Below are 23,973 nucleotides of genomic sequence, written 5' to 3' on the forward strand. Positions count from 1 at the left end.
GCGACCGCGCGAGCCGCCGTCAGCCGTGCACGATCATCACCGGGCACCGGGCGACCTGTGCCACCGCCTGCCCGGTGGAGCCGAGCAGCAGTCCCCGGAATCCGCCGCGGCCCCGGCTGCCGAGGACGACGAGGCGGGCGTCCCGGGCGGCGTCGACCAGCAGCCGCGACGGAGTCTGCGCGGCCACCTGAGAAGTGAAGGTCAGGTCGGGATAGTCGGCGCGCAGCCCGGCGCACTGCTCGCTGATCAACTCTTCGGCCTGGGTCCGGAGCAGTTCCTCGTAGGTGCCGGAGTCGTCCAGGACGCGCTCGGGGACGGTGCCGTACGCGTGCACCGCGCGCACCGACGCGCCCAGCGCGTCGGCCATCGCGAAGCCGAGACGGGCGGCCTCCCGCGCGAGCGGCGAGGTGTCGATGCCCACGACGACCTCGCCCTCGTTCGGCATCGGCCCGGAGACCAGGACGACCGGGCATTCGGCGTGCGCGGCCACGTCGGTGCTCACCGATCCCAACAGCAGCCCCTTGACGCCGCCGAGCCCGCGGCGACCCAGCACCATCAGGTGCGCGCGGGCCGAGATGCCGCGCAGCGCGAGCGCCGGATAGCCCTCCAGCACTTCGCCGGTCACCCGGACGGCCGGGGCGGTGTCGGCGGCGATCCGAACGCCCCGGTCGACGGCCCGCTCGGCGGCCGTCCGCATCGCGAGCAGCAGCCGCGCCTGCGCATCGATCGAGGTGGTCGGACGCCCCGAGACCGCCAGCCCGACGACGCTCACCACCAGCAGGGCACGGTTGCTGCCAGCGGCGACGTGCGCGGCCCAGCGCAGGGCCTGCATGCTCTCGTCGGAACCGTCGACGGCCGCGATGATCGGTCGATTGGAGTCCATTTCCGGTCACTGCCTTTCATCGCACCGGACGGTGCGGTTCGAATGAGTCGCCGCCTGTCGCCTCGCGCTCCAGGAACCGTGTCAGGTTGTCCAGCGAGGCCATGATCGGGGCCGGGAAGACGACGGTCGTGTTCTTCTCGACGCCGATCTCGACCAATGTCTGCAGGCTGCGCAGCTGGAGGGCGATCGGCTGATCGGTCATGGTCGCGGCCGCGTCGGCCAGCTGGTGGGCGGCCACCGCCTCGCCTTCGGCGGCGATGATCTTGGCGCGCTTCTCCCGCTCCGCCTCGGCCTGCCGGGCCATCGCCCGCTGCATGCCGCCCGGCAGCTGGATGTCCTTGAGTTCGACGAGCCGGATCTCCACGCCCCACTCCTGCACCGTCATCTCCAGGATGCGCCGGATGTCGTCATTGATGGCGTCGGTGCGGGTGAGCGCATCGTCGAGGGAGTGCTGCCCCACCACCTTGCGCAGCGTGGTCTGCGCGATCTGGTTGACGGCCGCGTACACGTCCTCGATGGCGATCACCGCCTTGACCGGATCGACGACCCGGTAGTACGCGACCGCCGAGATGTCGACGCTGACGTTGTCCTGGGTGATGATCCCCTGGGACTGGATCGGCATGGTCACCACGCGCGTGGAGACCTTGATCATCCGGTCGACCACCGGAATGATCAGCCGGATGCCCGGGTCTCGGGTACCGATGTAGCGTCCGAAGCGCAGGATCACGCCCCGCTCGTATTCGGCGACGATCCGGATCGCGGCCGCGGCGACGAGCGCCAAGACGATGATCACGACGCAGGCCACGATGATGAGAACGGTGGTCATCGCAGGTCTCCTCTCTGCCCCCGATCCTCTGGTTCCCCGGTCCCTGCTTCCCCTTCCCGGGCCGATTCCCGATGCCCTGACCTCAGTGCTACTCCGATTCACGGAATGAGGACAGCGGCCCCGGGGAACCGGCCGTGAGCGAGGTCGCTGAGCGCCCGCGGGGCCTGGTCGAGCCGGTACCGCGTCGTCTGGACCGTCAGCCGGTGGGCGCCCGCGAAGTCGAGGAACTCCCGGGCGTCCGCGCGGGTGTTCGATTCCACGCTGCGCAGGGTCTTCTCGTGAAACAGGTGCCGCTGGTAGTTCAACGGCGGCGTGTCGGTCATGTGGATCCCGGCCAGCGCGACGGTCCCGCCGGGGCGCAGCGCGGCGAGTGCGACCGGTACGAGGTCCCCGACGGGCGCGAAGACGATCGCCGAGTCGAGCGGCTCGGGCGGCGGATCGTCGGCACCCTGTGCAGAGGCGGCGCCCAAGGCGAGCGCGAGGTCGCGCGCGGCGCCGTCGCGGGTCATGACGTGCAGGCGTGCCCCCTGAGCCAGGGCGACCTGCGCCGTCAGATGCGCGCTGCCGCCGAAACCGTAGATGCCGAGGGTGCCGCCGACGGGCAGGTCGGCGCGCCGCAGGGCGCGGTAGCCGATGATTCCCGCGCACAGCAGCGGCGCGAGCTGTTCGGACGAGTATCCGGCCGGCAGCGCCAGCACGTAGTCCGCCGACGCCAGGACTCGATCGGCGTAGCCGCCGTCGGCGTCCCATCCGGTGTACTTCGATGCGGGACAGAGGTTCTCGTGTCCGGCCCGACAGTAGCGGCAGAGGCCGCAGGTGTGGGCGAGCCACGGGATGCCGACCGTGTCCCCCACCCGGTGCTCGGTCTCGGTATCGGGACCGAGTGCGAGGATCCGGCCGACGACCTCGTGCCCGGGCACCACCCGGCGGCGATGGACCGGCAGGTCGCCCTCGGTGACGTGCAGATCGGTGCGGCACACCCCGCACGCCAGCGTCTGCAGCAGCACCTGCCCGGGGCCGGGATCGGGCACCGGCTCGCGCACCATCTCGAGCGGGCCGTCGTCGATCGGCGACGGGGTGCCGACGCGCCACGCCGTCCTCATCGGGCTCTCACCGCCGGGCCGGGGTCGACCGGGCCGGGTCGACGGCGTTGAGCCGACAGTCGGGGCGGGCGACGAGCACCGAGCACGGCGCGCGACGAATCAGCGTTCGGGTGACCGAGTCGAACAGGACTCCCGATCGCTCACCGTGGCCGCGGGAGCCGACGACGATCAACTGCGCGTGCTCGGCGATGTCGACCAGCTCGTCGACCGGACGTCCCTGCCTCACGATGCGGGTCACGGGCACGTCCGGGTACTGCTCCTGCCACCCGGCGAGCCGCTCGGCCAGGGTCGCGCGCTCCTCGGTGACGCGCGCATTGCGCGCCTGCATCTCGGCCATCGAACTCTCGAGCAGCGAGGTCGGCGTCGAGCGGGTGTCCCACGTGTGGACCGAGACCAGGCAGGTGTGCCGCCGTGAGGCCTCGTCGAAGGCCCACGCGAGGGCGCTCTCGCCGTCGTCGTCGCCCCCGACGCCGACGACGACCGGACCGGTCTGCACGGCCCCGTAGTACTCGGGGACCCGGATCACGGCGACGGGGCTGTGACCGCGGGAGATCATCGCCATCGCCACGGAACCGAAGACCGCGGCGCGCACCCGACCGCGGCCGGTGGCGCCGACCGCGGTGAGCAGTGCTCCGCGACTGAACTCGATCAACGATCGCGTCGGATCGCCGGCGACGACGGTCACCGAACTGCGGACCGACGGGAAGTGCTTCTCGATCCGGTACTCCGCGGCGGCGACGATGTCGTGGCCGTGCATCTCGACTTGATCGTCGACGCTCAGCGGCGATTCGTAGTCGATCTGCCGGGGCGTGACCACGTGTGCGATCAGCACCCGTGCTCGACGATGGTGCGCATCCTGCGCTGCCCAGCGGACGGCGCGCAGTGCCGACTGCGAGCCGTCGACGCCGACCAGGATGTACCCGTTGGCGAGATCAGCGGTCATGGCGTCTCCGGCTTCTGCGAACGAGGCTGCCTGCCTGTCTGAACGGTAGGTGAACGGCGACCGGTGTGCGAGCGGCTAAAGCCACCAGGCCGGGGGACTTTCGGCCGCGAGTGGCCGGCCCGGCTGTCATGTCGAGTCCGGCAGTCGGAGGGGCGCGAGGTCGGCGAACCGGTCCCCCGGCCCCGGATTCTGCGGATGGCACCGGCCGCCGAACTGGTGCATGACGCCCCACACCGCGTTGAGTGCGGTCTGCACCGCGCCTTCGGCCCACCCGGCCGTCCAGGAGATGTCGTCGCCCGCCAGGAACAGGCCGCGGTGCGCGGCGGCGAATCGGTCCTGCATGAAGTGGGTGAACAGCCGCTCCTGATAGCGGTAGTGCCCGGGCAGGTTGGCGCGGAAGGCGCCCATGAAGTTGCGCTCGACCTCCCACGAGACGGTCAGCGGGCTGGCGATGACGTGACTGCGGACGTCCACGTCGGGATAGATGGCGGCCAGTGAGTCGAGCATCAGGTCCATCCGTTCGGCCGCGGTCAGCGGCACCAGTTTCAACGAGTCGTCGGTCCACGTGTACGACAGGCAGATGACCGCGGGGCCCTCGTCTCCCGCCTGCGGATCGACGGGCGCACCGGCGAGCGGGCCGTCGAACAGGTACACCCCGCGCGGCATCCGGTCGGTGAGCGTCATGCTCATCGCCGGTCGGCCGGTCGTCGGGTCCCGGTCGCGCCAGAAGGGGCGGTCGACGAGGACGAAGACCTTGCTCGACCCCATGTAGTGCGTGCGCTCGACCGCGCTCCAGTGGTCGGCGTCGAGCAGTGACTCGTCGGTGCGAATCGTGTTGAGCAGCAGCCAGACCGGTGCCGTGTGCACCACCGCCGGGTAGGTCGCGATGGTGCCGTCGGCGGCGGTGACGGTGAGCCCGCGCGGGTGCGTGCGACGGAGTTCGACCACTGCCGGACGCGGCCGGCGGTTCTCGTGCAGCGAGGCCACCGACGTCCCCGCGGGCCAATGGTCGGACGCCGGGAGCTCGCGATCCCACAGCCGCAGCGGGAGCTGCTGCGAGCCGCCGACGATCCCCCGGTGCTCCTCGTCGGCCCCGGTGGCGACCACGCGCAGGATCTCCAGGATCGAGTTGCCGAAGTCCGTGTCCCAGCCGCCGGTGCCGAAGCCGACCTGACCGAACAACTCGCGGTCGGCGAACGACCGCATGTGCGCCGAGTCGACGAGGAACCGGTAGAAGGAGGTGTCGTCGTAGCGGCGCACCAGCCGATGCCAGCGGGCGGCGATCCCGCTCGGGTCCCGAGCCCGGATCGCCGCCTGCAGCGCCGACAGTCCGGCCCCGTCCTCGAGGGCGTCGGACCAGCCGCGGGCGACGCGGCCGAAGGCGGCGGGCAGGTCGGCGAGGGTCCGTCCGTGCACGGTGACGCCCTTGAGGTCGATGACGGTGTCCGGGGTGGCCTCGGCGAGCGGGTTGGGGAAGGCCGCGGTCGTCAGACCCACCTCGTCCAGGTAGCCGAACAGGGTCGTCGACGACGGCGGAAAGCGCATGGCGCCCAACTCGGCGACGGGACCGGGGTGTCCGGCGAACGACGCCGACCGCATCCGGCCGCCGATCTGTTCGGCCTCGTAGACCACCGGTCGCAGTCCCATCCGCGCCAACTCGTAGGCGACGACCGTGCCGGCCAGCCCGGCGCCGATCACCGCCACCGCCGTGCCGTGATGAATGGCCGGGACGCAGCCGAGGCCGGCGGGGTGGGCCCGGAAGGTGTCGTACGGGAACGGGAAGTCCGGCCCGATCATCGTCAGCGGCGGCCCCTGACCGGCGGCGGCCGGAGCACTCATCGCGGGCTCTCGAGGTCGGCGCCGAGCGCGCGGTACAACTCCGGCCGGCGGTCGCGCAGATACCGGTTGCGGCGTCGTGACCGGGCCAGCAGGGCGGGGTCCAGGTCGGTGACCAGCAGGTCGGCTCCTGCGGCGCCGGCCCGAACCAACTCGGTGCCGTCCGGTGCCACCGCACAGCTGCGTCCGCAGTACGTGACCCAGGTGCGCGGTCTGCCGCCCGGTTCGCGTCCGACCCGGTTGACGTAGGTGATGAACAGCTGGCTTTCGATCGCCCGCGCCGGCACCAGCGTCGTCGCGACGTGATCGTCGGGGGCGGCCAATGCCGTCGGGACCAGCAGCCAGTCGGTACCCGCGAGGGCGTGCGCGCGGACCGCCTCGGGGAACTCGACGTCGTAGCAGATGAGGATCCCGCAGGTCAGCTCCCCGAGGGAGAACTGGGTGACGAGTCGGTCGCCGGGGGTGAAGCGGGTGTCGTCGGGTGCATCGGGGTCGTCGGCGGGCGGGCGGTACAGGTGGGTCTTGCGGTAGTGGGCGCGTACCGCGCCGTCGGCATCGACGACGGCGACCGCGTTGTAGGTCGGACCGTCCGTCGATGCGCCGGATCGCTCGGCGTACCCGTAGGCGATGGTGATGCCCGCGTCTCGCGCAGCCGCCGACATCGCGCGGGCGATCGGTCCCGGCGTGGCGCGGTCCGGTCCGAGTTCGGGGCCGGTCCCGTCGCGGTATCCCGTGCAGGTGAGTTCGGCGCACACCAGGATCCGAGCCCCCGCCGCGGCGGCCGCGTGCGCGCCGGCGGCCACCTCGGTCAGCGCGCCGTCGACGTCGTCGGCGGCGGGTCCCTGCAGCAACGCCACCCGCATGATCGCCTCCGGTCCGGGTCGGCTCGGCTACTCGTCGGTGTCGGCGGCGTCGGTGCCGCGCGAGCAGCATCCGCGGTCGGTCGCCGCATCGATCAGGAGCGCGGTGCCGATGCCGAGCATCCAGGAGTCCTTCGCGATCGCGGTGCCCTGCTGGGTCGGTCGCGGCGACCCGGGCTCGTGCATGCCGGGAGTCCGCGCGTACATCGTCAGCAGACCGCTGCTGAAGGCGACCAGCCCGGCCCCCACGACGGCGGTCGGGACCAGCGGGGTCAGCAGCGCGGCGCCCAGCGCGATCTCGGTGCCGGCCAACAGCTTCCCGAAGGTGCCCGGACTGAACTTGGTCACCGACGGCAGCGCGTTGGCCGCCATGCCCTGCATTCCGGCGGCGGAGTCGGCGTCGAGCGAGAGCTTGCCGATCCCGGAGTTGAGGATGAAGGCGCCGGTCACGGCGCGCAGCGGCAGTCGGCGGAGGTGGGCGGTTCGGGGCTTCAGATTCACGATTTGCTCCTCGCTTCAGTGCGGTGGCGGGTCGGTGCGGCCCCTCATCCATCACACCAGAATCGAAGTGGCGGCGGAAGGATTCGGCGCGGGGACCACGCGTCCGGCACCGACTTCGGGCGAACCCGACCCGGCCCGATCGTTGCGAAGCGCAATCGGGCCGGGCGGAGCACAATCGGGTCAGGAGGTCTTCACGATGCCCGCACCCGATCAGCCCGTCGGCCCGGTCGATGCGACGCGCATTCCGCGTTTCGCCGGCCCGTCCACGTTCGCCCGACTTCCGCGCATCGACGAGGTCGACGAGGACGCCCTGCGGGGCGGCATCGCGGTTCTCGGGGCGCCCTTCGACGCCGGAACCTCCTATCGGCCCGGGGCGCGTTTCGGGCCCGGGCATCTGCGCGCCTCTTCGAAACTGTTGCGTCCCTTCCATCCTCGGCTGGGCGTTTCACCGTTCGCGGTGCAGCAGGTGGTCGACGCGGGCGATCTGTCGCTGAATCCGTTCGACATTCCAGAGGCTCTCGCCGCCGTCGAATCCGGCGTCGCGGACCTGCGGGCGGCGGGCCTTCGAGTCATCACGCTCGGCGGCGACCACACGATCGCCCTGCCGATCCTGCGTGCGGTAGCCCGGGACGTCGGTCCGGTGGCCGTGGTGCACTTCGACGCTCACCTGGACACGTGGGACACCTACTTCGGTGCTCCGTACACGCACGGCACGCCCTTCCGGCGTGCCTCCGAGGAGGGGCTGATCGACCTCCACCGCAGTCTGCACGTGGGCATCCGCGGCCCGCTCTACTCGGCGGCCGACCTCGGCGACGACAGCGTCCTCGGGTTCGCGGTGATCGCCGCCGACGACTACGAGACTCGCGGCATCGCAGGCGTCGTCGACAGCATGCGTCGCCGGCTCGGTGACGGGCCGATCTACGTGTCGGTCGACGTGGACGTCCTCGACCCCGCCCACGCCCCCGGCACCGGGACGCCCGAGGCCGGCGGTCTGACGTCTCGGGAACTGCTCGGCACGCTGCGCGCCCTGGCGGGCGCCGAGCTGGTCGGCGCCGACCTGGTGGAGGTCGCACCGGCCTACGACCACGCCGAGATCACCGGCATCGCCGGGGCGCACATCGTCTACGAACTGCTGGCGGTCATGGCCCCCGGTCCCCCGCCGCAGTGACCGCGGTCTTCTCCGGGGACGCCGATCTCGATGCGCGGCCTCCGCTTCGCTCCGGTCGCTTACTCGATCACCCTGGGGGCGGGCCCTTCCCAGGCGTCGTGGCCACAGGGTTGCCTCTCGCCCTACAGAGGCGTTTTCCATAGGGTTGTCGAGTAAGCCCAGGAGCGAAGCGACTGAGCGCATCGAGACGACAGCGGCGCGGGCCTTCCCAGGGGTTGCCAACAGGGTTGTCGAGTAGGTGAGGAGCGCTAGCGACGAGCCGTATCGAGGCGACGTACGCCGATCTCGATGCGCGGCCTCCGCTTCGCTCCGGTCGCTTACTCGATCACCCTGGGGATGGGGCCTTCCCAGGGGTTGTCGCCAACAGGGTTGTCTCTCACGGGGCTGCCGCTCTACAGGGGCGTCTTCCATAGGGTTGTCGAGTAAGCCCAGGAGCGAAGCGACTGAGCGCATCGAGACGACGACGGCGGCGGGGCGGGATCTCGATGCGCGGCCTCCGCTACGCTCCGGTCGCTTACTCGATCACCCTGGAGGCGGGCCCTCGCCGCGTTCGGCGTCTGACGCCGCTCCCGGCACGGCGGGCGCGGTGTCTGCGGTGCCATAGGATGGTGCGGCCACAGCGAGGAGAGGATCATGGTGTCGATGCAGGCCGCAGGCGAGAGCAACGGATACTTCGACGACGAGTTCGTCGGAAAGTTCGACGAGTTGCTGCGTTGGCGGCGCGACGTTCGTCACTTCAAGACCGACGAACTCGCACCCGGTCTGGTCGACGACATCATCGCTTCGGCGGAACTGTCGCCGTCGGTCGGCAACAGTCAGCCGTGGCGTTGGGTGCAGGTTCAGTCGCCGGAGCCGCGTGCGGTCGTCAAGGAGACCTTCGCCCGCTGCAACGCCGACGCGCTCGAAGGATATCGAGGCGAACGCGCCCAGCGGTATCTGTCGCTGAAGCTCGCCGGTCTCGACCAGGCGCCGGTCCACCTCGCGGTGTTCTGCGAGGACGAGACCGCCCAGGGACACGGTCTGGGTCGCCAGACGATGCCGGAGACCCTCGCCTACTCGGTGGTCACGGCCATCGGCAGCCTGTGGCTGGCCGCGCGGGCGCGTGGCGTCGGTGTCGGCTGGATATCCATCGTCGAACCGGAGGCGGTGCACCGGGCGCTCGACGTGCCCGCGGAGTGGCGATTCGTCGCCTACCTGTGCATCGGCTACCCGGAGCAGGTGGAGATGACCCCGGAGTTGGAGCGCGAGGGCTGGCAGGCGCGCACCGACCCCCGGGCCCGGTTGTTCGTTCGCTGAGCCGCGGCGCTGTGCGCCCTGGGCGAAAAGGTCCTGGCGCGGCGCCGCGACCGTCATACGATCGCGACGACGGCGCGAGCTGCGCCGACCAATCCCCCGATGGAAGGATCGCGATCGTATGACCGACCAGATCACCGCCCTGGACCTGCCCGCAGGCGAACTGAGCGAGGACACCCGTAAGTACTTCGACGTCTGCCGCGACAAGCTCGGAATGGTTCCGAACGTGCTGCAGGCGTACACCTTCGACGAGGCGAAGCTGCGGGCGTTCACCACCATGTACAACGATCTGATGCTCGCCGACTCGGGTCTGTCGAAGCTGGAACGCGAGATGATCGCGGTGGTCGTCTCGTCGATCAACAAGTGCTACTACTGCCTGACCGCCCACGGCGCCGCCGTGCGCGAACTGTCGGGCGACCCCGAACTGGGTGAGCTGCTGGTGATGAACTTCCGCGCCGCCGATCTGTCCGACCGTCAGCGGGCGATGCTGCTGTTCGCCGAGAAGATCACCGAGCAGCCGTCGAAGATGGAGGAGAGCGACCGGCAGGGACTGCGCGACGTCGGCTTCTGCGACCGCGACATCTTCGACGTCGCCTCGACCGCGGCGTTCTTCAACATGACCAACCGGGTGGCCAGCGGCATCGACATGCGCCCCAATCCGGAGTACACGTCCCAGCACCGCTGAGGTGCCGGTGCGGCTCAGCGCGTCGCGGCGGTGACTGCCTCCTGCAGTTCGGCGGTCACCAGCCGGGTGAGCTGCGCGGGGGTCGGCGCCGCCCCGTCGACGCCTTCGGCGGCCACCTCGATCGGCGCCGAGAACAGCACCGTGGGGCGCCCGCCGCCGTCGGGATAGACGATCCCGGCGCACACCAGCCACGGGTCGGCCCCCGCGCGAACCGCGCCCGACGCGATGTGGCCGACCCCGCTGCTGACCTTCTGCAGCCGCAGCGGATCCCCCTCATTGCAGGTGCCCTCGGGGAAGATGGCGATCGAGTCGCCGTCGGACATCCGCCCCACGCACACCTCCATCATCTGCTTGCCCGCGGCCGCAGCGGCCCGCAGGCCGTGGTCCTTCTGCCGGAACACCGGGATGCCCCCGAGATCGTCGATCTTGCGGCGCTGGGCCGGCTCGGCGAACAGTTCGTCCTTCGCCAGCACACGCAGGCGCCCGATGCGCGGCCGCAGCGGCGAACAGAATCCGGCCGCGGCGAGGACGAACGGGTCCGTGCGCCGGACGTGATTGGCGGCGATCAGCAGCGGCACGTCGCGGCGTCCGACGATCTGCGCCATGGCCCGCCGGGCACCGACGGCGTAGGCGACGCGGGGACGGTACCGCGCGGCCAGGATCGCGTACATCGCCTTCGCCTTCAGCGGCGGCTGGCGGTGCGTCCGGTAGAAGTCGTAGACCTGTGTCGCGTGCTCGAAATCGACGTCCATGAAGCTACGGTACCGTAACTTACGGTGTCGTAACTTGAGGGACGGGTCGACGTCAGACCGTGACGAAGCCCTTGGCGACCAACCAGTCGCGGGCGACGTCGGCCGGTTCGCGGCCGTCGACGTCGACCTGACGGTTCATTTCGGTCATCTCCGCGGAGGTGAGCGCGGCCATCACCGGGGCGGTGACCTTCGCGATCGACGGGAACTCCTTGCTGACGTCCTCGCGCATGGTGACCGCCGCGTTGTAGTGCGGGAAGAACTGCTTGTCGTCGTCCAGGAGCTGCAGGTCGAGGGCCTTGATCCGACCGTCGGTGGTGAACACCTCGCCGAAGACGCAGTTGCCGTTGGCGACGGCCTGATAGATGATCCCCGTCTGCAGGATCTGGGTCTGCGCCTGCGCGGGATCGAAACCGTACTTGGCCGCCATGCCGGGAAAGCCGTCCTGTCGGCTGCGGAACTCGGTCTCCAGACAGGTGGTGGCCGCGGCGGGATCGCGCTTGACCAGTGCCGCGTAGTCCGACAGCGTGCGGACCCCCGTCTTCGCGGCGTTCGCGCGGTTGACCGCGAGCGCGTACGTGTTGTCCAGCGGCGCCGGATTGACCCAGACGATGCCGTTGCGCGCCAGATCCTCGTCGCGCACGGCATCGAACTGCTTGGTGGCGTCCGGGATCGGGAGTTCGTTGCCGAGATAGTTGATCCAGCCGGTGCCGGTGTACTCGATCGTGACGTCCACCTGGCCGGCGGCCATGGCGTCGCGGGCGCTGTTGGATCCCTGAATGTTGGTCAGGTCTCGGACGTCGGCGCCTGCCGCGGACAGCGAGAAGCCGAGGATGTATCCCAGGATCACCTGCTCGGTGAAGTCCTTGGAGCCGACGGTGATCGTCTGCCCGTCGAGATCGGGCTGGACGGTGATCGAGCCCGGCTTCACCGGCAGCGGCAGGGCCCCGCCCGACTGCAGGCCGCACGCGGCGACCCCGAAGGTCATCGCGAGCACGGCCGCCAGTGCGACGACGAGGCGCCCGGATCGGCGCCGACCGTCTCCCCGCATGGTGATCATCGAAGTCCCTTCGGGCCGAGGTAACGCTCGGCGAGTGCGCCGAGCCAGTCCACCACCAGGGCCAGGGCGACGGCGAGCACGGCGCCCACGACGAGGGTCACGTTGTCGCGGAGCTTGTAGCCGGTGTCGACCAGGATCCCGAGACCGCCCGCGTCGACGAGGAAGCACAGCGTCGCGGTGCCGACCGCCAGGACGAGCGAGGTGCGCAGGCCCGCCAGGATGAACGGAACCGCCAGCGGCAGCTCGACTTTCGCGAGCACTCGCAGTTCCGACATGCCCTGTCCCTTCGCGGCGTCGGTGATCGCGGGGTCGACCTCCTGCAGGCCCAGCATGCTGTTGCGCAGCACGGGAAGGAGTGAGTAGAAGGCGATCGGAAGCACCCCGATCCAGAAGCCGGTGGTCGCCGTCCAGAGGAAGAACAGCACCAGTAGACCGATCGCGGGCGCGGCCTGCCCGATGTTGGCGACGCCGATGAAGGCCGGCGCCAGCCACCGCAGGCGGGGGCGCGTGACGAGGACCGCGACCGGCACCGCCACCAGCAGGACGATCGCGGTGATCGCGGCGGTCAGCGCCAGGTGCTGTAGGACGAGCTCGCTGATGTACGACGGATTGATCGTCGCCTTCTGCGTGGCGGTCAGGTCGTGGGAGAACGCCCACGCCAGCACGCCGACGGCGAGGGCGAGCGCGATGACCGGCTGGATCCACAGCTGCAGGTTCGTCGTCGAGCCGACGGAGGCCTCTTGCGGCGCGGTTGCTGAGGTCATCGCTCTGAACTCGCAGGGGTGTCTTTCGCCTCGGCCCAGGTGGCTGCCTCGTCCGCGTGCGGGTCGACGATCGCCGGGTTGCCCTCGTGGTGTTCGCGAAGCGCCCGGATCGAGTCGATCAGCGTCTCGATGGTCACCACGCCGACGTACCGGCCGCGCGGGCCGGTCACCACCGCCGACGCCATCCGCTCGGCGAGGATCGCCTCGAGGGCGTCCTGCAGGGTGGAACTGGTCGACACCAGCTCCCCGACCGGCAGTCCGACGTTCCTGATCGTCGTCGCGCCGAGCAGATGCCTGCGGTCGGTCCAGCGGATCGGTCGGTCGCGGGCGTCGAGGATGATGCCCCAGTCGTCGATCTTCGCCGCGAACTCCGACGCCGAGTCCCCCTCGTGGGCGGTGGGGCGCTGCTCGATGTCCACGTCGCGGACCCGCAGCAGGTTCAGCTGCTGCAGGGAGGCGCCCGAGCCGACGAATCCCTCCACCGTCTCGTTGGCGGGATTCGCGAGGATCGCCTCGGGCGAGTCGTACTGCAGCACCTTCGACCGCTCGCCCAGGACGGCGATCTTGTCGCCGAGTTTCACCGCCTCGTTGAAGTCGTGCGTGACGAAGACGATCGTCTTGTGCAGTTCGGCCTGCAGCTGCATCAACTCGTCCTGGAGCAGACCCCGGGTGATCGGGTCGACGGCGCCGAAGGGCTCGTCCATCAGCAGTACCGGCGGGTCGGCGGCGAGGGCTCGGGCGACGCCGACGCGTTGCTGCTGTCCGCCCGATAGTTGACGCGGATATCGACCGCCGAACTGCGCCGGATCCAGACCCACCAGATCGAGCAGTTCCTCGACTCGGTCGTTGATCCGCCGCCGATCCCATTTCAACAGTTTCGGGACCACCGCGATGTTCTGCGCCACGGTCATGTGGGGAAACAGGCCGCCCTGCTGAATCGCGTATCCGATGTTCTGACGAAGCTTGTTGGCATCGATCGAGAGGGCGTCGCGGCCGTCGATCGTGATTCGTCCGCTGGAGGGTTCGATCAGCCGGTTGATCATGCGCATCGTGGTGGTCTTCCCGCTTCCGGAGGGGCCGACGAGGACCACGATCTCACCGGCGGGAATGGTCAGTGAGACATCGTCGACAGCGGGAATTCGCTGTCCTGGATAGATTTTCGAGACGTGTTCGAGAACGATCTCGACGCCGGATACCGCGTTGTCCACGGCTTTGTCATCAGTGGTCATCGGATCCCTTTCGATGTCGTCATTCGGCCGATCACGACGTAGATTCCGTCGAGGATCAGCGCGAGGATGACGATCAGAACGGTGCCTGTCAGGGCCTGTGGAATCGCCGTCGGACTGCCGACGCGAGAGAGGCCGGAGAAGATGAGATTGCCCAGGCCGGGGCCTTTGGCGTATGCCGCGATCGCGAGGATTCCCATCGCCATCTGGGTGGCCACGCGCATGCCGGTGAGGATCGACGGCCAGGCCAACGCGAGTTCGACCTGCGTCAACACGCGAATCCTGGTCATCCCGATCCCCTTGGCGGCATCGGTGACGGCGGGATCGACGGCGGCGAGTCCGACGATGGTGTTCCGAACGATCGGGAGCAGCGAATACATGGTCAGCGCGATGACCGTCGGTGGCACACCGAGCCCCACAATGGGGATGAGCAGCCCGAGCAGGGCGAATGACGGAATGGTCAGGATGGTGCTGGACAATGCGGTGGCGATCGCCGAACCGGCCGGACTCCGGTAAACCGCGATGCCGACTCCGACGCCGATGACTGTCGCCAGTAGAAGGCATTGAATCACTGCGCTCACGTGCAGGTAGGAATCGACCACGAGCTGTGACTTGCGGCTTGAAATGAAATCCCATATGGCGTTCAGAACAATTCCCCCTCGGGTCGCCAGTTCACCGTATCGCAATTCGATCGGCGATTTGCGCGAGGATGAAACCGATCGATGAATCCGCTGGTCGCGGCGGCGAGTCGCAGACCGGTTCGATCGGGAGAGTCGGCCGGGTTCAGGAAGCGGGCCGCGTGATCACCGCCGAGATCCGCGAGGCGGCCTCGACGAGCGCGACCGTGAGTTCGCGGCGCACCTGGAGGGGCACCGACGAGCGCAGCACGCCGAGCTGGAGCTCGAACTCCGCGCGGCCGTCACGGAACACCGGAGCGGCGAGATAGCTGATCGGCTGGTCCTCGTCGGCGTCGAGTTCGTCGTCGGTGAGCGCCCGGGACGAGAGCTGAGCCAGTCGGCGGGTGGCGGTTCGGCGCAGCGACGGGTCGATCAACAGCGGACCCACCGCGCCGAGCAACTCGGCGAGGACCTCCACCAGCATCACATCCGACGAGTCGGGCCGATACGCGGCCACGCCTCGAGCGCGCACGGATGCCAGCAGTCGCCGGCGGGCGGTGTTCGGCGCGGTACGCTCCCCCGTCCTCGCATCCCGGTCGGCCCTCTCATCCCGCTCGGCCCAGGCGTCTCGGTCGTCATCGCGCCAGGCCATGGCCGCCGCGCCCACCGGATACGCGATCGACAGCGACTGCCCGACGCCGAGTCCGGGCACCGGTCGGACGGTGCTGTGCCGCTTCGCGACCACCGTCATCCGATCGACGGTGAAGCGGGCCAGGGTGACGCCGCACTCGGTCGCGTCCACCAGTTCGGCGAGGATCGCCTCGACTTCGGGGCCTGCCGGGCCGGTGTCGGGAGGGGGCGTGGCCGAGGCCGCGAAGGCGTGGGCGGCCGGTCCGAGCCGATAGCGCAGGTCGGCGTCGCGCTGTGCCCAGTCGGCCGCGTCGAGCTCGGCGAGGATCGCCGTCATGGTGGCGCGCGAGACCGACAGTCGGTCGGCGATCTGCGCGATCGTGCGCGGCTCGTCGGCGTTCGCGAGAAGCTCGAGGGTGTCGATGACCCGTCTCGTGGGCGGCGATCCGGACATGAGTGTCTGCTCTCTGGGACATGGGGGTTGTGCCGCCACCGGGCGGCCGCTACTTTGTGACGGATATTCAATCACATCGACTCGAATAATCGATTCGAAGCGGAAGTCTCAGGAAAGGCGGCGCAGATGGTCGACAACAGGGCACTCGACGGGAGGGTCGCCATCGTCACCGGCGCCGGCCGCGGCATCGGCGCGGGCATCGCCCTCGGTTTCGCCGAGGCCGGAGCCGACGTGGTGCTGGCGGCGCGCAACGAGGAACAGTTGACCGAGGTCGCCGCGCAGATCCGCGACCTCGGTCGGCGCGCGACCGTCGTCCCGATCAACCTGTTCAAAGAGGATCCGGCGGCGCTGGTCGAGGCGGCCGTCGCCGACTACGGACGCCTGGACGTGGTGGTGAACAACGTCGGCGGCGCGATGCCGAAGCCCTTCCTGGAGACCAGCGTCAAAGACCTGGCCGGAGCGTTCGCCTTCAACGTCGGCTCGGCTCACGCGCTCAACCTCGCCGCCGTGCCGAAGATGCTCGAGAACGACGGACGCGGCTCGATCATCAACATCACCTCGTCGATCACCCAGCACCCCGGCCGCGGCTTCCTCGCCTACGGAACGGTCAAGGCGGCACTCGCCCACTACACCCGGATGGCCGCCCAGGACCTCTCGCCCCGGATCCGGGTCAACGGCATCGCACCCGGCACCATCCGCACGCCGTCGCTGGAGTACGTCGCCGCCGACGACGGGATGCGCGCGCAGATCGAGAGCAAGACCCCGATGCGCAGGCTCGGCGCGCCCGACGACATCGCCGCCGCCGCGGTCTTCCTCGCGGGCGACGCCTCGTCGTACCTGACCGGCAAGATCCTCGAGGTCGACGGCGGCCTCGTCGCGGCCAACGTCGTCGTGCCGATCCCCGACCTGTGACCGCACCCGACCGAGACCGACATCCCGACCGATAGGACCGCATTCATGAGCACCCCCACCGCCGGCCGACTGGCCGACCCCTACGCCGACGACCTCCGTCAGATCGAGACGGTGAAGTATCGGTACATGCGCGCCGTCGACACCAAGGACTGGGAGGCGCTGGCGCAGACCCTGACCGAGGACGTCCACGCCGCCTACGGTTCCAAGGTCGGCGGCAAGGCCCTCGACTTCGACGACCGGGATTCGCTGGTCGCCTACCTGCGCAAGGTGATGACGCCGACGATGTCGACCGAGCACCGGGTCGATCATCCGATCATCGAGATCGACGGCGACACTGCGACCGGCAGCTGGTATCTGCAGGACCGGCTGCTGATCCCCGAGTACGACGTGCTGATCATCGGTGCCGCGTTCTACACCGACACCTACCGGCGCACGGCGGACGGCTGGAAGATCAGCTCCACCGGCTACGCGCGCACCTTCGAGGCCACCGGCACGCTCTCGGCGGCCGGCTTCCGCGTGAAGCAGGGGCCGGCGATGGTCGGCGGGCCCGATCAGTCGGGCGACGCCGCGACATAGTCGGCCAGATGCTGCCCGGTCAGCGTCGACCGGTCCGCGACCAGTGCGGCGGGCGTGCCCTCGAAGACGATGCGCCCGCCGTCCTGGCCCGCACCCGGACCGATGTCGATGATCCAGTCGGCGTGCGCCATCATCGCCTGATGGTGCTCGATGACGATGACCGACCGGCTGGCGTCGACGAGCCGGTCGAGCAGGCCGAGCAGCTGCTCGACGTCGGCCAGGTGCAGTCCCGTGGTCGGCTCGTCCAGCACGTAGATCGACGCCTTGTCCGCCATCGCGGTCGCCAGTTTGATCCGCTGGCGTTCACCGCCCGACAGCGTCGTCAGCGGCTGCCCCAGCGTCAGATAACCCAGGCCGACGTCGGCGAGGCGCTGCAGGATCTTGTGCGCGGCGGGCACCCGCGACTCGCCGGCGCCGAAGAACTCGGCGGCCGCATCCACCGACATCGCGAGCACCTCGCTGATGTCGCGGCCGCCCAGCCGGTACTCCAGCACCGCGGTGTCGAACCGTTTGCCCCCGCAGGTCTCGCAGGGGCTGGCGACCCCGGCCATCGTCGCCAGGTCGGTGTAGATGACCCCGGCGCCCTTGCACTCCGGGCACGCGCCTTCGGAGTTGGCGCTGAACAACGCGGGTTTGACGCCGTTGGCCTTGGCGAAGGCCTTGCGGATCGGGTCGAGCAGCCCGGTGTACGTCGCCGGATTGCTGCGGCGTGAACCGCGGATGGCGGTCTGATCGATCGAGACGACGTCGGCGCCGCTCGGCATCGAACCGTGGATCAGCGAGCTCTTGCCCGAACCGGCGACGCCCGTGACGACGGCGAGCACCCCCAGCGGAATGTCGACGTCGACGTCGCACAGGTTGTTGGCACTGGCCCCGCGGATCTCCAACCGCCCGGTCGCGGTGCGGACGGTGTCCTTCAACCGGGCGCGGTCGTGCAGGTGGCGGCCGGTGAGCGTGTCCGACGACGCCAAGCCCGCGACCGAGCCCTCGAAGCAGATCTGTCCGCCGTGGGCGCCGGCTCGGGGCCCCAGGTCGACCACGTGGTCGGCGATGGCGATCGTCTCGGGCTTGTGCTCCACCACGAGCACGGTGTTCCCCTTGTCGCGCAGGCGTAGCAGCAGCGCGTTCATCCGCGCGATGTCGTGCGGATGCAAGCCGACCGTGGGCTCGTCGAAGACATAGGTGATGTCGGTCAACGCCGATCCGAGATGCCGGATCATCTTGGCGCGCTGGGCCTCGCCGCCCGACAGGGTGCCGGTCGGACGCTCCAGCGACAGGTAGCCGAGGCCGATCTCGACGAACGAGTCGAGCAGCGCGTGCAGCTTCGCCAGCAGCGGCGCCACGGTCGGCTCGTCGAGGCCGTCGACCCACTGGGCCAGATCGGTGATCTGCATGCGGCACGCGTCGGCGATGCTGACCTGCCCGATCCGACAGTTCCGCGCCGGCTCGGCCAGGCGGGTGCCGTCGCAGTCCGGGCAGGCGGTGGCGGTGACCGCCCGCTCGATGAAGGCGCGGATGTGCGGCTGCACCGAGTCGAGGTCCTTCGACAGCATCGACTTGGTGATCCGCGGAATGACTCCCTCGTAGGTCAGGTTGATGCCCTCGACCTTGATCTTCGTGGCCTCGCGGTACAGCAGGTCGTGCAGCTCGCGGTCGGTGAACCGGCCGACGGGCTTGTCCATGTCGAAGTAACCGCTGCCGCCGAAGATCCGCCCGTACCAGCCGTCCATGCTGTACCCGGGGATCTTGAGGGCACCGCCCGACAGCGACTTGTCGGCGTCGTAGATCTCGGTCAGATCGATGTCGGAGACCGCACCCATGCCCTCGCAGCGCGGGCACATGCCGCCGACCCGCTCGAAGGTCTGCTTGACTGCCTTGACCTCGGTGCCGCGCTGGACCTTCACCGCCCCGCTCGCGGAGATCGTCGGCACGTTGAACGAGAACGCATTGGGCCCGCCGATCTGCGGGGAACCGATCTTGCTGAACAGGATCCGCAGCATCGCGTTGGCGTCGGTGACGGTGCCGACGGTCGATCGGGGGTTGCCGCCGATCCGTTCCTGGTCGACGATGATGGCCGTCGTGATGCCGTCGAGGACGTCGACGTCGGGCCGGGCGAGCGAAGGCATGAATCCCTGCACGAAGGCGCTGTATGTTTCGTTGATGAGGCGTTGGGACTCGGCGGCGACGGTTCCGAACACAAGTGAGCTCTTACCGGAGCCGGACACCCCGGTGAACACGGTGAGGCGGCGCTTGGGCAGGTCGACGCTGACGTCCTTGAGGTTGTTGACCCGGGCGCCCTGGACGCGGATCAGGTCGTGGCTGTCGGCGGGGGCGGTGTCACGCGATGACGAGGACATGGCGACCATTGTCACTCACGGGGCCGACGACGTCCGCGGAGTCGGCGAGCGGGCACCGTCCGCGCGGACGGCACAATGGACCCTGAAACACCTCGTGGCGACGATGATTCGCCGGGTGCGCGAGAGCGGAGGCAGGGTGGACGGGGGCACGGTGGACAGGGGCGGGGTGGGCGCGGACGGGATCGATGAGCGGCGGGGTACGCACGACGGCTACCCGATCCGCAACTCGCTGTTGATCTGCGGTGTGGTCGGCGTCCTGCTCGTCATCAACCTGCTCGCCCACTTCGGGGGTCACTGGGTCGGGATGCTCGCGGTGCCGCTGGGCGCGGTGGGGTTGGCCGTGGCCGCCAACCGCAGCGGGCTGGCGTGGTCGGAGATGGGCGTCAGCGTCTCCGAGCTCAAGTACGGCTTCCGCTGGTCGGCGATCGTCCTGGTCGCCGTCGTGGTGGTGGTCGCCGTCGCCGTGGCGATCCCGACCACCCGCACGCTTTTCCTCAACGACCGCTACTCGTCGGCCCGCGATGCGCTGCTGGCCGCGGTGGTGTGGATCCCGTTGCAGACGGTCCTGCCGGAGGAACTGCTCTTCCGCGGTGTGCTGCAGGGGTCGCTGCGGCGCTCGCTGAGCAGGCGCGCCACCCTGCTGGTCGGTGCCGGCCTGTTCGGCCTCTGGCACATCATGTCCTCGCTCGGGCTGTCGGCGGGCAATGCGGGCGTGACGGGGGCGATCGGAGCGGGGATGGGAGCGGCGGTAGCCGGCGTGGTCGGTGCCGTGGTCGCCACGACGGCGGCCGGTTGGATCCTCGGCTGGCTCCGTTTCCGCACGGCCAACCTGCTGGCGCCCATCGTCCTGCACTGGACGCTCAACGCCTCCGGCGCCCTGGGGGCGGCACTGGCCTGGCACCTGCTGTAGCGAGGTTCAGTCGCCCGCGCCGCGCGGCAGCCACGGCAGCCTCGGGAGCACGGCGGCGACGAGCGTCGGCACGATCAATGCGGCGGCGAGGCCGATCAGCATGGCCGCGACGACGTCGGTGAGCCAGTGCATGCCGAGGTACAGGCGTGAGAGCGCGGCCGCCGAGGCCACCGACAGCGCCACCAGGACCAGCGCCGCGCGTGCGGCGGCGGCGACGCGCGGAATGACGAGCACGGCCAGGCCGAAGGCGAGGGCGGCGGCTCCGGTCGTGTGCCCGGACGGGAACGAACCCGCGGCCTCGTGGGCCTCCAACTGCCACGCCATCGGCGGCCGGGTGCGATGGACGAGGATCTTGAGCACCTCGGTGACCGCGGCGGCACCCACGACCGTGGCCAACAGGCTCGCACCGCGGTCGATTCGGTAGTCGCGGCGCCACAGGAGGGCCGCGGCCAGGGCCGCCAGCACGACGGTGCCGACCGGACTCAGGACGGTGGAGACGAACTCGGCGACCGCGGTGGTGACGCCGGAGCGGTGCCCCAGCAGGAACGACCAGGTGGAGTGATCGACCGACAGCGGTCCGTGCGCGGCGTACACCGTCGCGGCCAGGACCGCCGTCACCGCGAGAAGTGCGACCCCGATGCCCACCCGGACGGTGGAGGCGGTGGGCCGCAGCAGCGGTGACGAGGGGTGGGCCGGCGAGGCTCCGGCGGTCGCGGGCGGTCCTGCCGGCGGTACTGCGGAGTGGCGGGGTGAGGTTCCGGGCATGCCTCGAAACTATGGGCGAGGCGCTTAGCGGACGCTGTGAGCCGACCGTCCCGACGCGGTCCGGACGGCCGGGCGTCTTCACCGGTTACGGCGTCGCGCGCACCGTCCGACGACTACCTTGGGTCAGTGATCATCGGTGCCGGCGGGCGTCGGTGACTCCAGCGGGTGACGGCGAGAGGCGACATGGAGGCTATCAACACTGCGACGGGTCCGATCGACGCGGATCGTCTCGGAACGGTGCTCTCGCACGAACACATCTTCGTCCTCAACGAGGACTACCGCATCAACTTCCTCGCCGACTGGGACGAGTCGGCCGAGATCGACCACGCGGTCGGCAAGCTCGGCGCGGTGAAGGCGGCGGGGATCGACACGATTCTGGACGTGTCGGTGGCCGGACTCGGACGCAATGTGGAGCGGGTCGTCCGGGTGGCACGCCAGGTCTCGCTCAACATCGTGGTGGCCACCGGCCTGTACACCTTCCACGACCTGCCCTTCCAGTTCCACTACACCGGTCCGGCGCTCGGCTTCGACGGACCCGATCCGCTCGATGAGCGGTTCATCCGGGATCTGACCGAAGGCATCGGCACCACCGGCGTCAAGGCGGGCTTCCTGTTCTGCGCGATCGAGGCGGAGGGGCTCAGCGCCGGCGTGGAGCGCGTGATGCGCGCGGTCGGTCGGGCCGCGGTCGCCACCGGTGCGCCAGTGGTCGTTCACACCAATCCGCACACGCAGTCCGGTCTCGTCGCGCAGCGGGTGCTGGCCGAGGAGGGCGTCGACCTGACTCGGGTGCAGGTCGCGCACTGCGGCGACACCACCGACCTGGACTATCTGATGCGAATCGCCGACGCGGGGTCGATCGTCGGCCTCGACCGGTTCGGCCTCGACGTGCTCCTCCCCTACGGCGACCGCCTCCACACCCTGCTGCGGCTCATCGAACGCGGATACGCGGACCGGATCGCGCTGTCGCACGACGCCTTCTGCTTCAGCGACTGGTTCGACCGCGAGAAGCGCCGGGAGGTGGCTCCCGACTGGAACTACCTGCAGGTGACCGGCCGGGTGCTGCCCGACCTGCGGGCGGCCGGAGTCGACGAGGCGACGATCGCCGCGATGATGCGGCACACGCCCCGCCGCTTCCTCACCCCGGTGAGCGCGGCCGAGCCGGCGGACGAGCAGACGGCGCCGCAGTCGATCGCCAAACTATCTGGAGTTAGTACAGACAAAGGGTAGGATCAGATCATGACCGCCGACTACACCGAGATGATTCGCCGCGCCGGGATGCGAGTGACTCGGCCGCGACTCGCGGTGCTGGCGGCCCTGGACGCACGGCCGCACGCCGAGACCGACGCGGTGTTGGCGGCGGTGCGCGAGACGCTGCCGGGCGTCTCCCGCCAGGCCGTCTACGACGTTCTGCACGCGCTGTCCGGCGCCGGGCTCATCCGGCGGATCCAGCCCTCGGGACACGTGGCCCTGTACGAGACGAGGGTCGCCGACAACCACCACCACCTCGTCTGCCGGGTGTGCGGCGCGGTTCGCGACGTCGACTGCGCCGTCGGCGCAGCGCCGTGCCTCACCGCCGCCGAGGACCACGGGTATCGGATCGACGAGGCGGAGGTCATCTACTGGGGCCTCTGCCCCGACTGCGCCGCCGATCCCGGCGCCGACTCCGACGTCGACCGCAGTCGCTGAGGGGCGTGCCCGGCTGCCGCAACCGCCGAGAACGAGCGCTCGGTCACAGGTAGCCTCGATCTATGAAACTTGGTCTGCAACTCGGATACTGGGGCGCACAGCCGCCCGCCGGTCATCGCGAACTGGTCGCCGCCGCCGAACGTTCGGGGTTCGACTCGGTGTACACCGCGGAGGCCTGGGGCTCGGACGCCTACACGCCGCTGTCGTGGTACGGCTCGTCGACCGAGCGGCTGAAGCTCGGCACCTCCGTGCTGCAGCTGTCCGCACGCACCCCCACCGCCTGCGCGATGGCGGCCCTGACCCTCGATCATCTCTCCGGCGGCCGTCACGTCGTGGGGCTCGGCGTCTCGGGCCCGCAGGTGGTGGAGGGCTGGTACGGTCAGCGTTTCGCGAAGCCGCTCGCCCGCACCCGCGAGTACATCGACATCATGCGTCAGGTCTGGGCGCGAGAGGCTCCGGTCACCAGCGCCGGTCCGCACTACCCGCTGCCGTACGACGGCGCCGACGCGACCGGCCTGGGCAAGGCGCTCAAGCCGATCGTCCATCCGCTGCGGCGCGACATCCCGATCCTCCTCGGCGCCGAGGGCCCCAAGAACATCGCGCTCGCCGCCGAGATCGCCGACGGCTGGCTGCCCCTGTTCTTCACGCCGCGGATGGCCGATCAATACAACGGCTGGCTCGACGAGGGCTTCGCTCGGCCCGGCGCCCGCCACACGCGGGAGACCTTCGAGATCGCGGCGGTCGCGCAGATCGTCCTGACCGACGACACCGAGGCCGCCTACGCGGCGATCAAGCCCTTCCTCGCCCTCTACATGGGCGGCATGGGCAGTGAGGACACCAACTTCCACGCCGAGGTCTATCGCCGGATGGGCTACGGCGAGTTGGTCGACGAGGTGACCGAACTGTTCCGGTCCGGACGCAAGGACGAGGCGGCCCGGGTGATCCCGGACGCCGTGGTCGACGACTCGGCCATCGTCGGCGACGAGGCGCACGTCCGCCGCAAGATCACCGAGTGGGAGAACGCCGGCGTGACGACCATGCTCGTCTCGCCCGGCTCGGTCGCCGAGGTGGAGAGACTCGCGTCACTCGTGTCCTGACCGAAGGTGAACTCAGGCTGGACAAGGTGAACGGAAAGTTAACTTGAATCTAATGGAGCTTGACTTCACCTT

24 protein-coding genes are annotated in these 23,973 nt (G+C 69.8%); 9 read left to right on the top strand and 15 right to left on the bottom strand.

Features of this window, described 5'->3' with window-relative positions:
* Positions 1-19: 19 nt before the first annotated feature.
* From AAFO60_RS19975 to AAFO60_RS20005, 7 genes are all read right to left on the bottom strand, one after another.
* Positions 20-883, bottom strand: a complete 864-nt coding sequence (locus tag AAFO60_RS19975; RefSeq protein WP_347957994.1) for a universal stress protein — start codon at positions 881-883, stop codon at positions 20-22.
* Between the two features lie 16 nt (positions 884-899).
* Positions 900-1,709 carry a slipin family protein gene (locus AAFO60_RS19980; RefSeq protein ID WP_347957995.1) on the bottom strand — a complete coding sequence of 270 codons (810 nt, stop codon included), beginning with the start codon at positions 1,707-1,709 and terminating at the stop codon, positions 900-902.
* Between the two features lie 98 nt (positions 1,710-1,807).
* Entirely contained in the window at positions 1,808-2,812 is a 1,005-nt protein-coding gene (locus tag AAFO60_RS19985) for a zinc-binding alcohol dehydrogenase family protein (RefSeq protein WP_347957996.1), read from the bottom strand.
* A gap of 7 nt (positions 2,813-2,819) precedes the next feature.
* The gene (locus tag AAFO60_RS19990; protein WP_347957997.1) at positions 2,820-3,755 is read right to left on the bottom strand and encodes a universal stress protein; all 936 of its coding nucleotides are present in this window, start codon (positions 3,753-3,755) and stop codon (positions 2,820-2,822) included.
* Positions 3,756-3,881: 126 nt separating this feature from the next.
* Positions 3,882-5,594, bottom strand: coding sequence for a flavin monoamine oxidase family protein (locus AAFO60_RS19995; RefSeq protein ID WP_347957998.1), 1,713 nt, complete (start codon positions 5,592-5,594; stop codon positions 3,882-3,884).
* Positions 5,591-6,454, bottom strand: coding sequence for a nitrilase-related carbon-nitrogen hydrolase (locus AAFO60_RS20000; protein ID WP_347957999.1), 864 nt, complete (start codon positions 6,452-6,454; stop codon positions 5,591-5,593). The genes AAFO60_RS19995 and AAFO60_RS20000 overlap by 4 nt, the downstream gene beginning before the upstream one ends.
* 27 nt (positions 6,455-6,481) lie before the next feature.
* Positions 6,482-6,952, bottom strand: a complete 471-nt coding sequence (locus tag AAFO60_RS20005) for a hypothetical protein (protein ID WP_347958000.1) — start codon at positions 6,950-6,952, stop codon at positions 6,482-6,484.
* A gap of 196 nt (positions 6,953-7,148) precedes the next feature.
* On the opposite strand from AAFO60_RS20005, the gene speB reads away from it, so the two are divergent.
* The 3 genes from speB to AAFO60_RS20020 all read left to right on the top strand — a co-directional run bounded on the left by speB (position 7,149) and on the right by AAFO60_RS20020 (position 10,098).
* Positions 7,149-8,120 carry an agmatinase gene (gene speB / locus AAFO60_RS20010; RefSeq protein ID WP_347958001.1) on the top strand — a complete coding sequence of 324 codons (972 nt, stop codon included), beginning with the start codon at positions 7,149-7,151 and terminating at the stop codon, positions 8,118-8,120.
* A gap of 633 nt (positions 8,121-8,753) precedes the next feature.
* Positions 8,754-9,416 carry a 5,6-dimethylbenzimidazole synthase gene (gene bluB, locus AAFO60_RS20015; RefSeq protein ID WP_432211731.1) on the top strand — a complete coding sequence of 221 codons (663 nt, stop codon included), beginning with the start codon at positions 8,754-8,756 and terminating at the stop codon, positions 9,414-9,416.
* Positions 9,417-9,534: 118 nt separating this feature from the next.
* Positions 9,535-10,098 carry a peroxidase-related enzyme gene (locus tag AAFO60_RS20020; RefSeq protein WP_347958002.1) on the top strand — a complete coding sequence of 188 codons (564 nt, stop codon included), beginning with the start codon at positions 9,535-9,537 and terminating at the stop codon, positions 10,096-10,098.
* A gap of 14 nt (positions 10,099-10,112) precedes the next feature.
* Here AAFO60_RS20020 and AAFO60_RS20025 read toward each other — a convergent pair whose 3' ends face one another.
* The 6 genes from AAFO60_RS20025 to AAFO60_RS20050 form a co-directional block, all read right to left on the bottom strand.
* Positions 10,113-10,850, bottom strand: coding sequence for a lysophospholipid acyltransferase family protein (locus tag AAFO60_RS20025; protein ID WP_347958003.1), 738 nt, complete (start codon positions 10,848-10,850; stop codon positions 10,113-10,115).
* Between the two features lie 52 nt (positions 10,851-10,902).
* Positions 10,903-11,835 carry a glycine betaine ABC transporter substrate-binding protein gene (locus tag AAFO60_RS20030; RefSeq protein ID WP_347958033.1) on the bottom strand — a complete coding sequence of 311 codons (933 nt, stop codon included), beginning with the start codon at positions 11,833-11,835 and terminating at the stop codon, positions 10,903-10,905.
* A gap of 68 nt (positions 11,836-11,903) precedes the next feature.
* On the bottom strand, positions 11,904-12,671 hold the full coding sequence (locus AAFO60_RS20035) for an ABC transporter permease (RefSeq protein ID WP_347958004.1): 768 nt from the start codon (positions 12,669-12,671) through the stop codon (positions 11,904-11,906).
* Positions 12,668-13,900: an ATP-binding cassette domain-containing protein gene (locus AAFO60_RS20040; RefSeq protein ID WP_347958005.1), complete on the bottom strand. Its 1,233-nt coding sequence runs from the start codon at positions 13,898-13,900 to the stop codon at positions 12,668-12,670. Before AAFO60_RS20040 ends, AAFO60_RS20035 begins: the two co-directional genes overlap by 4 nt.
* Positions 13,897-14,544 carry an ABC transporter permease gene (locus AAFO60_RS20045; protein ID WP_347958034.1) on the bottom strand — a complete coding sequence of 216 codons (648 nt, stop codon included), beginning with the start codon at positions 14,542-14,544 and terminating at the stop codon, positions 13,897-13,899. Before AAFO60_RS20045 ends, AAFO60_RS20040 begins: the two co-directional genes overlap by 4 nt.
* A gap of 136 nt (positions 14,545-14,680) precedes the next feature.
* Complete coding sequence (locus tag AAFO60_RS20050; RefSeq protein ID WP_347958006.1) at positions 14,681-15,598, bottom strand: MarR family transcriptional regulator; 918 nt, start codon at positions 15,596-15,598, stop codon at positions 14,681-14,683.
* 126 nt (positions 15,599-15,724) lie between these two features.
* Here AAFO60_RS20050 and AAFO60_RS20055 point away from each other — a divergent pair, with 126 nt between their 5' ends.
* Positions 15,725-16,510 (top strand): SDR family oxidoreductase, encoded by a 786-nt coding sequence (locus tag AAFO60_RS20055; protein ID WP_347958007.1) that lies wholly within the window; start codon positions 15,725-15,727, stop codon positions 16,508-16,510.
* A gap of 45 nt (positions 16,511-16,555) precedes the next feature.
* A complete protein-coding gene (locus tag AAFO60_RS20060) occupies positions 16,556-17,086 on the top strand; it encodes a nuclear transport factor 2 family protein (RefSeq protein WP_347958008.1) in 531 nt (176 codons plus the stop codon).
* Here the strand turns inward: AAFO60_RS20060 and AAFO60_RS20065 are convergent.
* Positions 17,062-19,443, bottom strand: coding sequence for an excinuclease ABC subunit UvrA (locus tag AAFO60_RS20065; protein WP_347958009.1), 2,382 nt, complete (start codon positions 19,441-19,443; stop codon positions 17,062-17,064). The two genes, AAFO60_RS20060 and AAFO60_RS20065, sit on opposite strands and share 25 nt — an antisense overlap.
* Between AAFO60_RS20065 and AAFO60_RS20070 the strand changes: the two genes are divergently transcribed.
* Positions 19,442-20,353: a CPBP family intramembrane glutamic endopeptidase gene (locus AAFO60_RS20070; protein WP_347958010.1), complete on the top strand. Its 912-nt coding sequence runs from the start codon at positions 19,442-19,444 to the stop codon at positions 20,351-20,353. The genes AAFO60_RS20065 and AAFO60_RS20070 overlap by 2 nt on opposite strands.
* A 6-nt stretch (positions 20,354-20,359) precedes the next feature.
* Here AAFO60_RS20070 and AAFO60_RS20075 read toward each other — a convergent pair whose 3' ends face one another.
* Positions 20,360-21,118, bottom strand: a complete 759-nt coding sequence (locus tag AAFO60_RS20075) for a phosphatase PAP2 family protein (protein ID WP_347958011.1) — start codon at positions 21,116-21,118, stop codon at positions 20,360-20,362.
* Positions 21,119-21,301: 183 nt separating this feature from the next.
* Between AAFO60_RS20075 and AAFO60_RS20080 the strand changes: the two genes are divergently transcribed.
* The 3 genes from AAFO60_RS20080 to AAFO60_RS20090 all read left to right on the top strand — a co-directional run bounded on the left by AAFO60_RS20080 (position 21,302) and on the right by AAFO60_RS20090 (position 23,901).
* Complete coding sequence (locus tag AAFO60_RS20080; protein WP_347958012.1) at positions 21,302-22,345, top strand: phosphotriesterase family protein; 1,044 nt, start codon at positions 21,302-21,304, stop codon at positions 22,343-22,345.
* A gap of 9 nt (positions 22,346-22,354) precedes the next feature.
* On the top strand, positions 22,355-22,804 hold the full coding sequence (locus AAFO60_RS20085; RefSeq protein ID WP_347958013.1) for a Fur family transcriptional regulator: 450 nt from the start codon (positions 22,355-22,357) through the stop codon (positions 22,802-22,804).
* 62 nt (positions 22,805-22,866) lie between these two features.
* Positions 22,867-23,901 (top strand): LLM class F420-dependent oxidoreductase, encoded by a 1,035-nt coding sequence (locus AAFO60_RS20090; protein ID WP_347958014.1) that lies wholly within the window; start codon positions 22,867-22,869, stop codon positions 23,899-23,901.
* The last annotated feature ends 72 nt before the right edge of the window (positions 23,902-23,973 follow it).

The organism is Gordonia aichiensis (assembly GCF_039946255.1).
Lineage (GTDB): Bacteria > Actinomycetota > Actinomycetes > Mycobacteriales > Mycobacteriaceae > Gordonia > Gordonia aichiensis_A.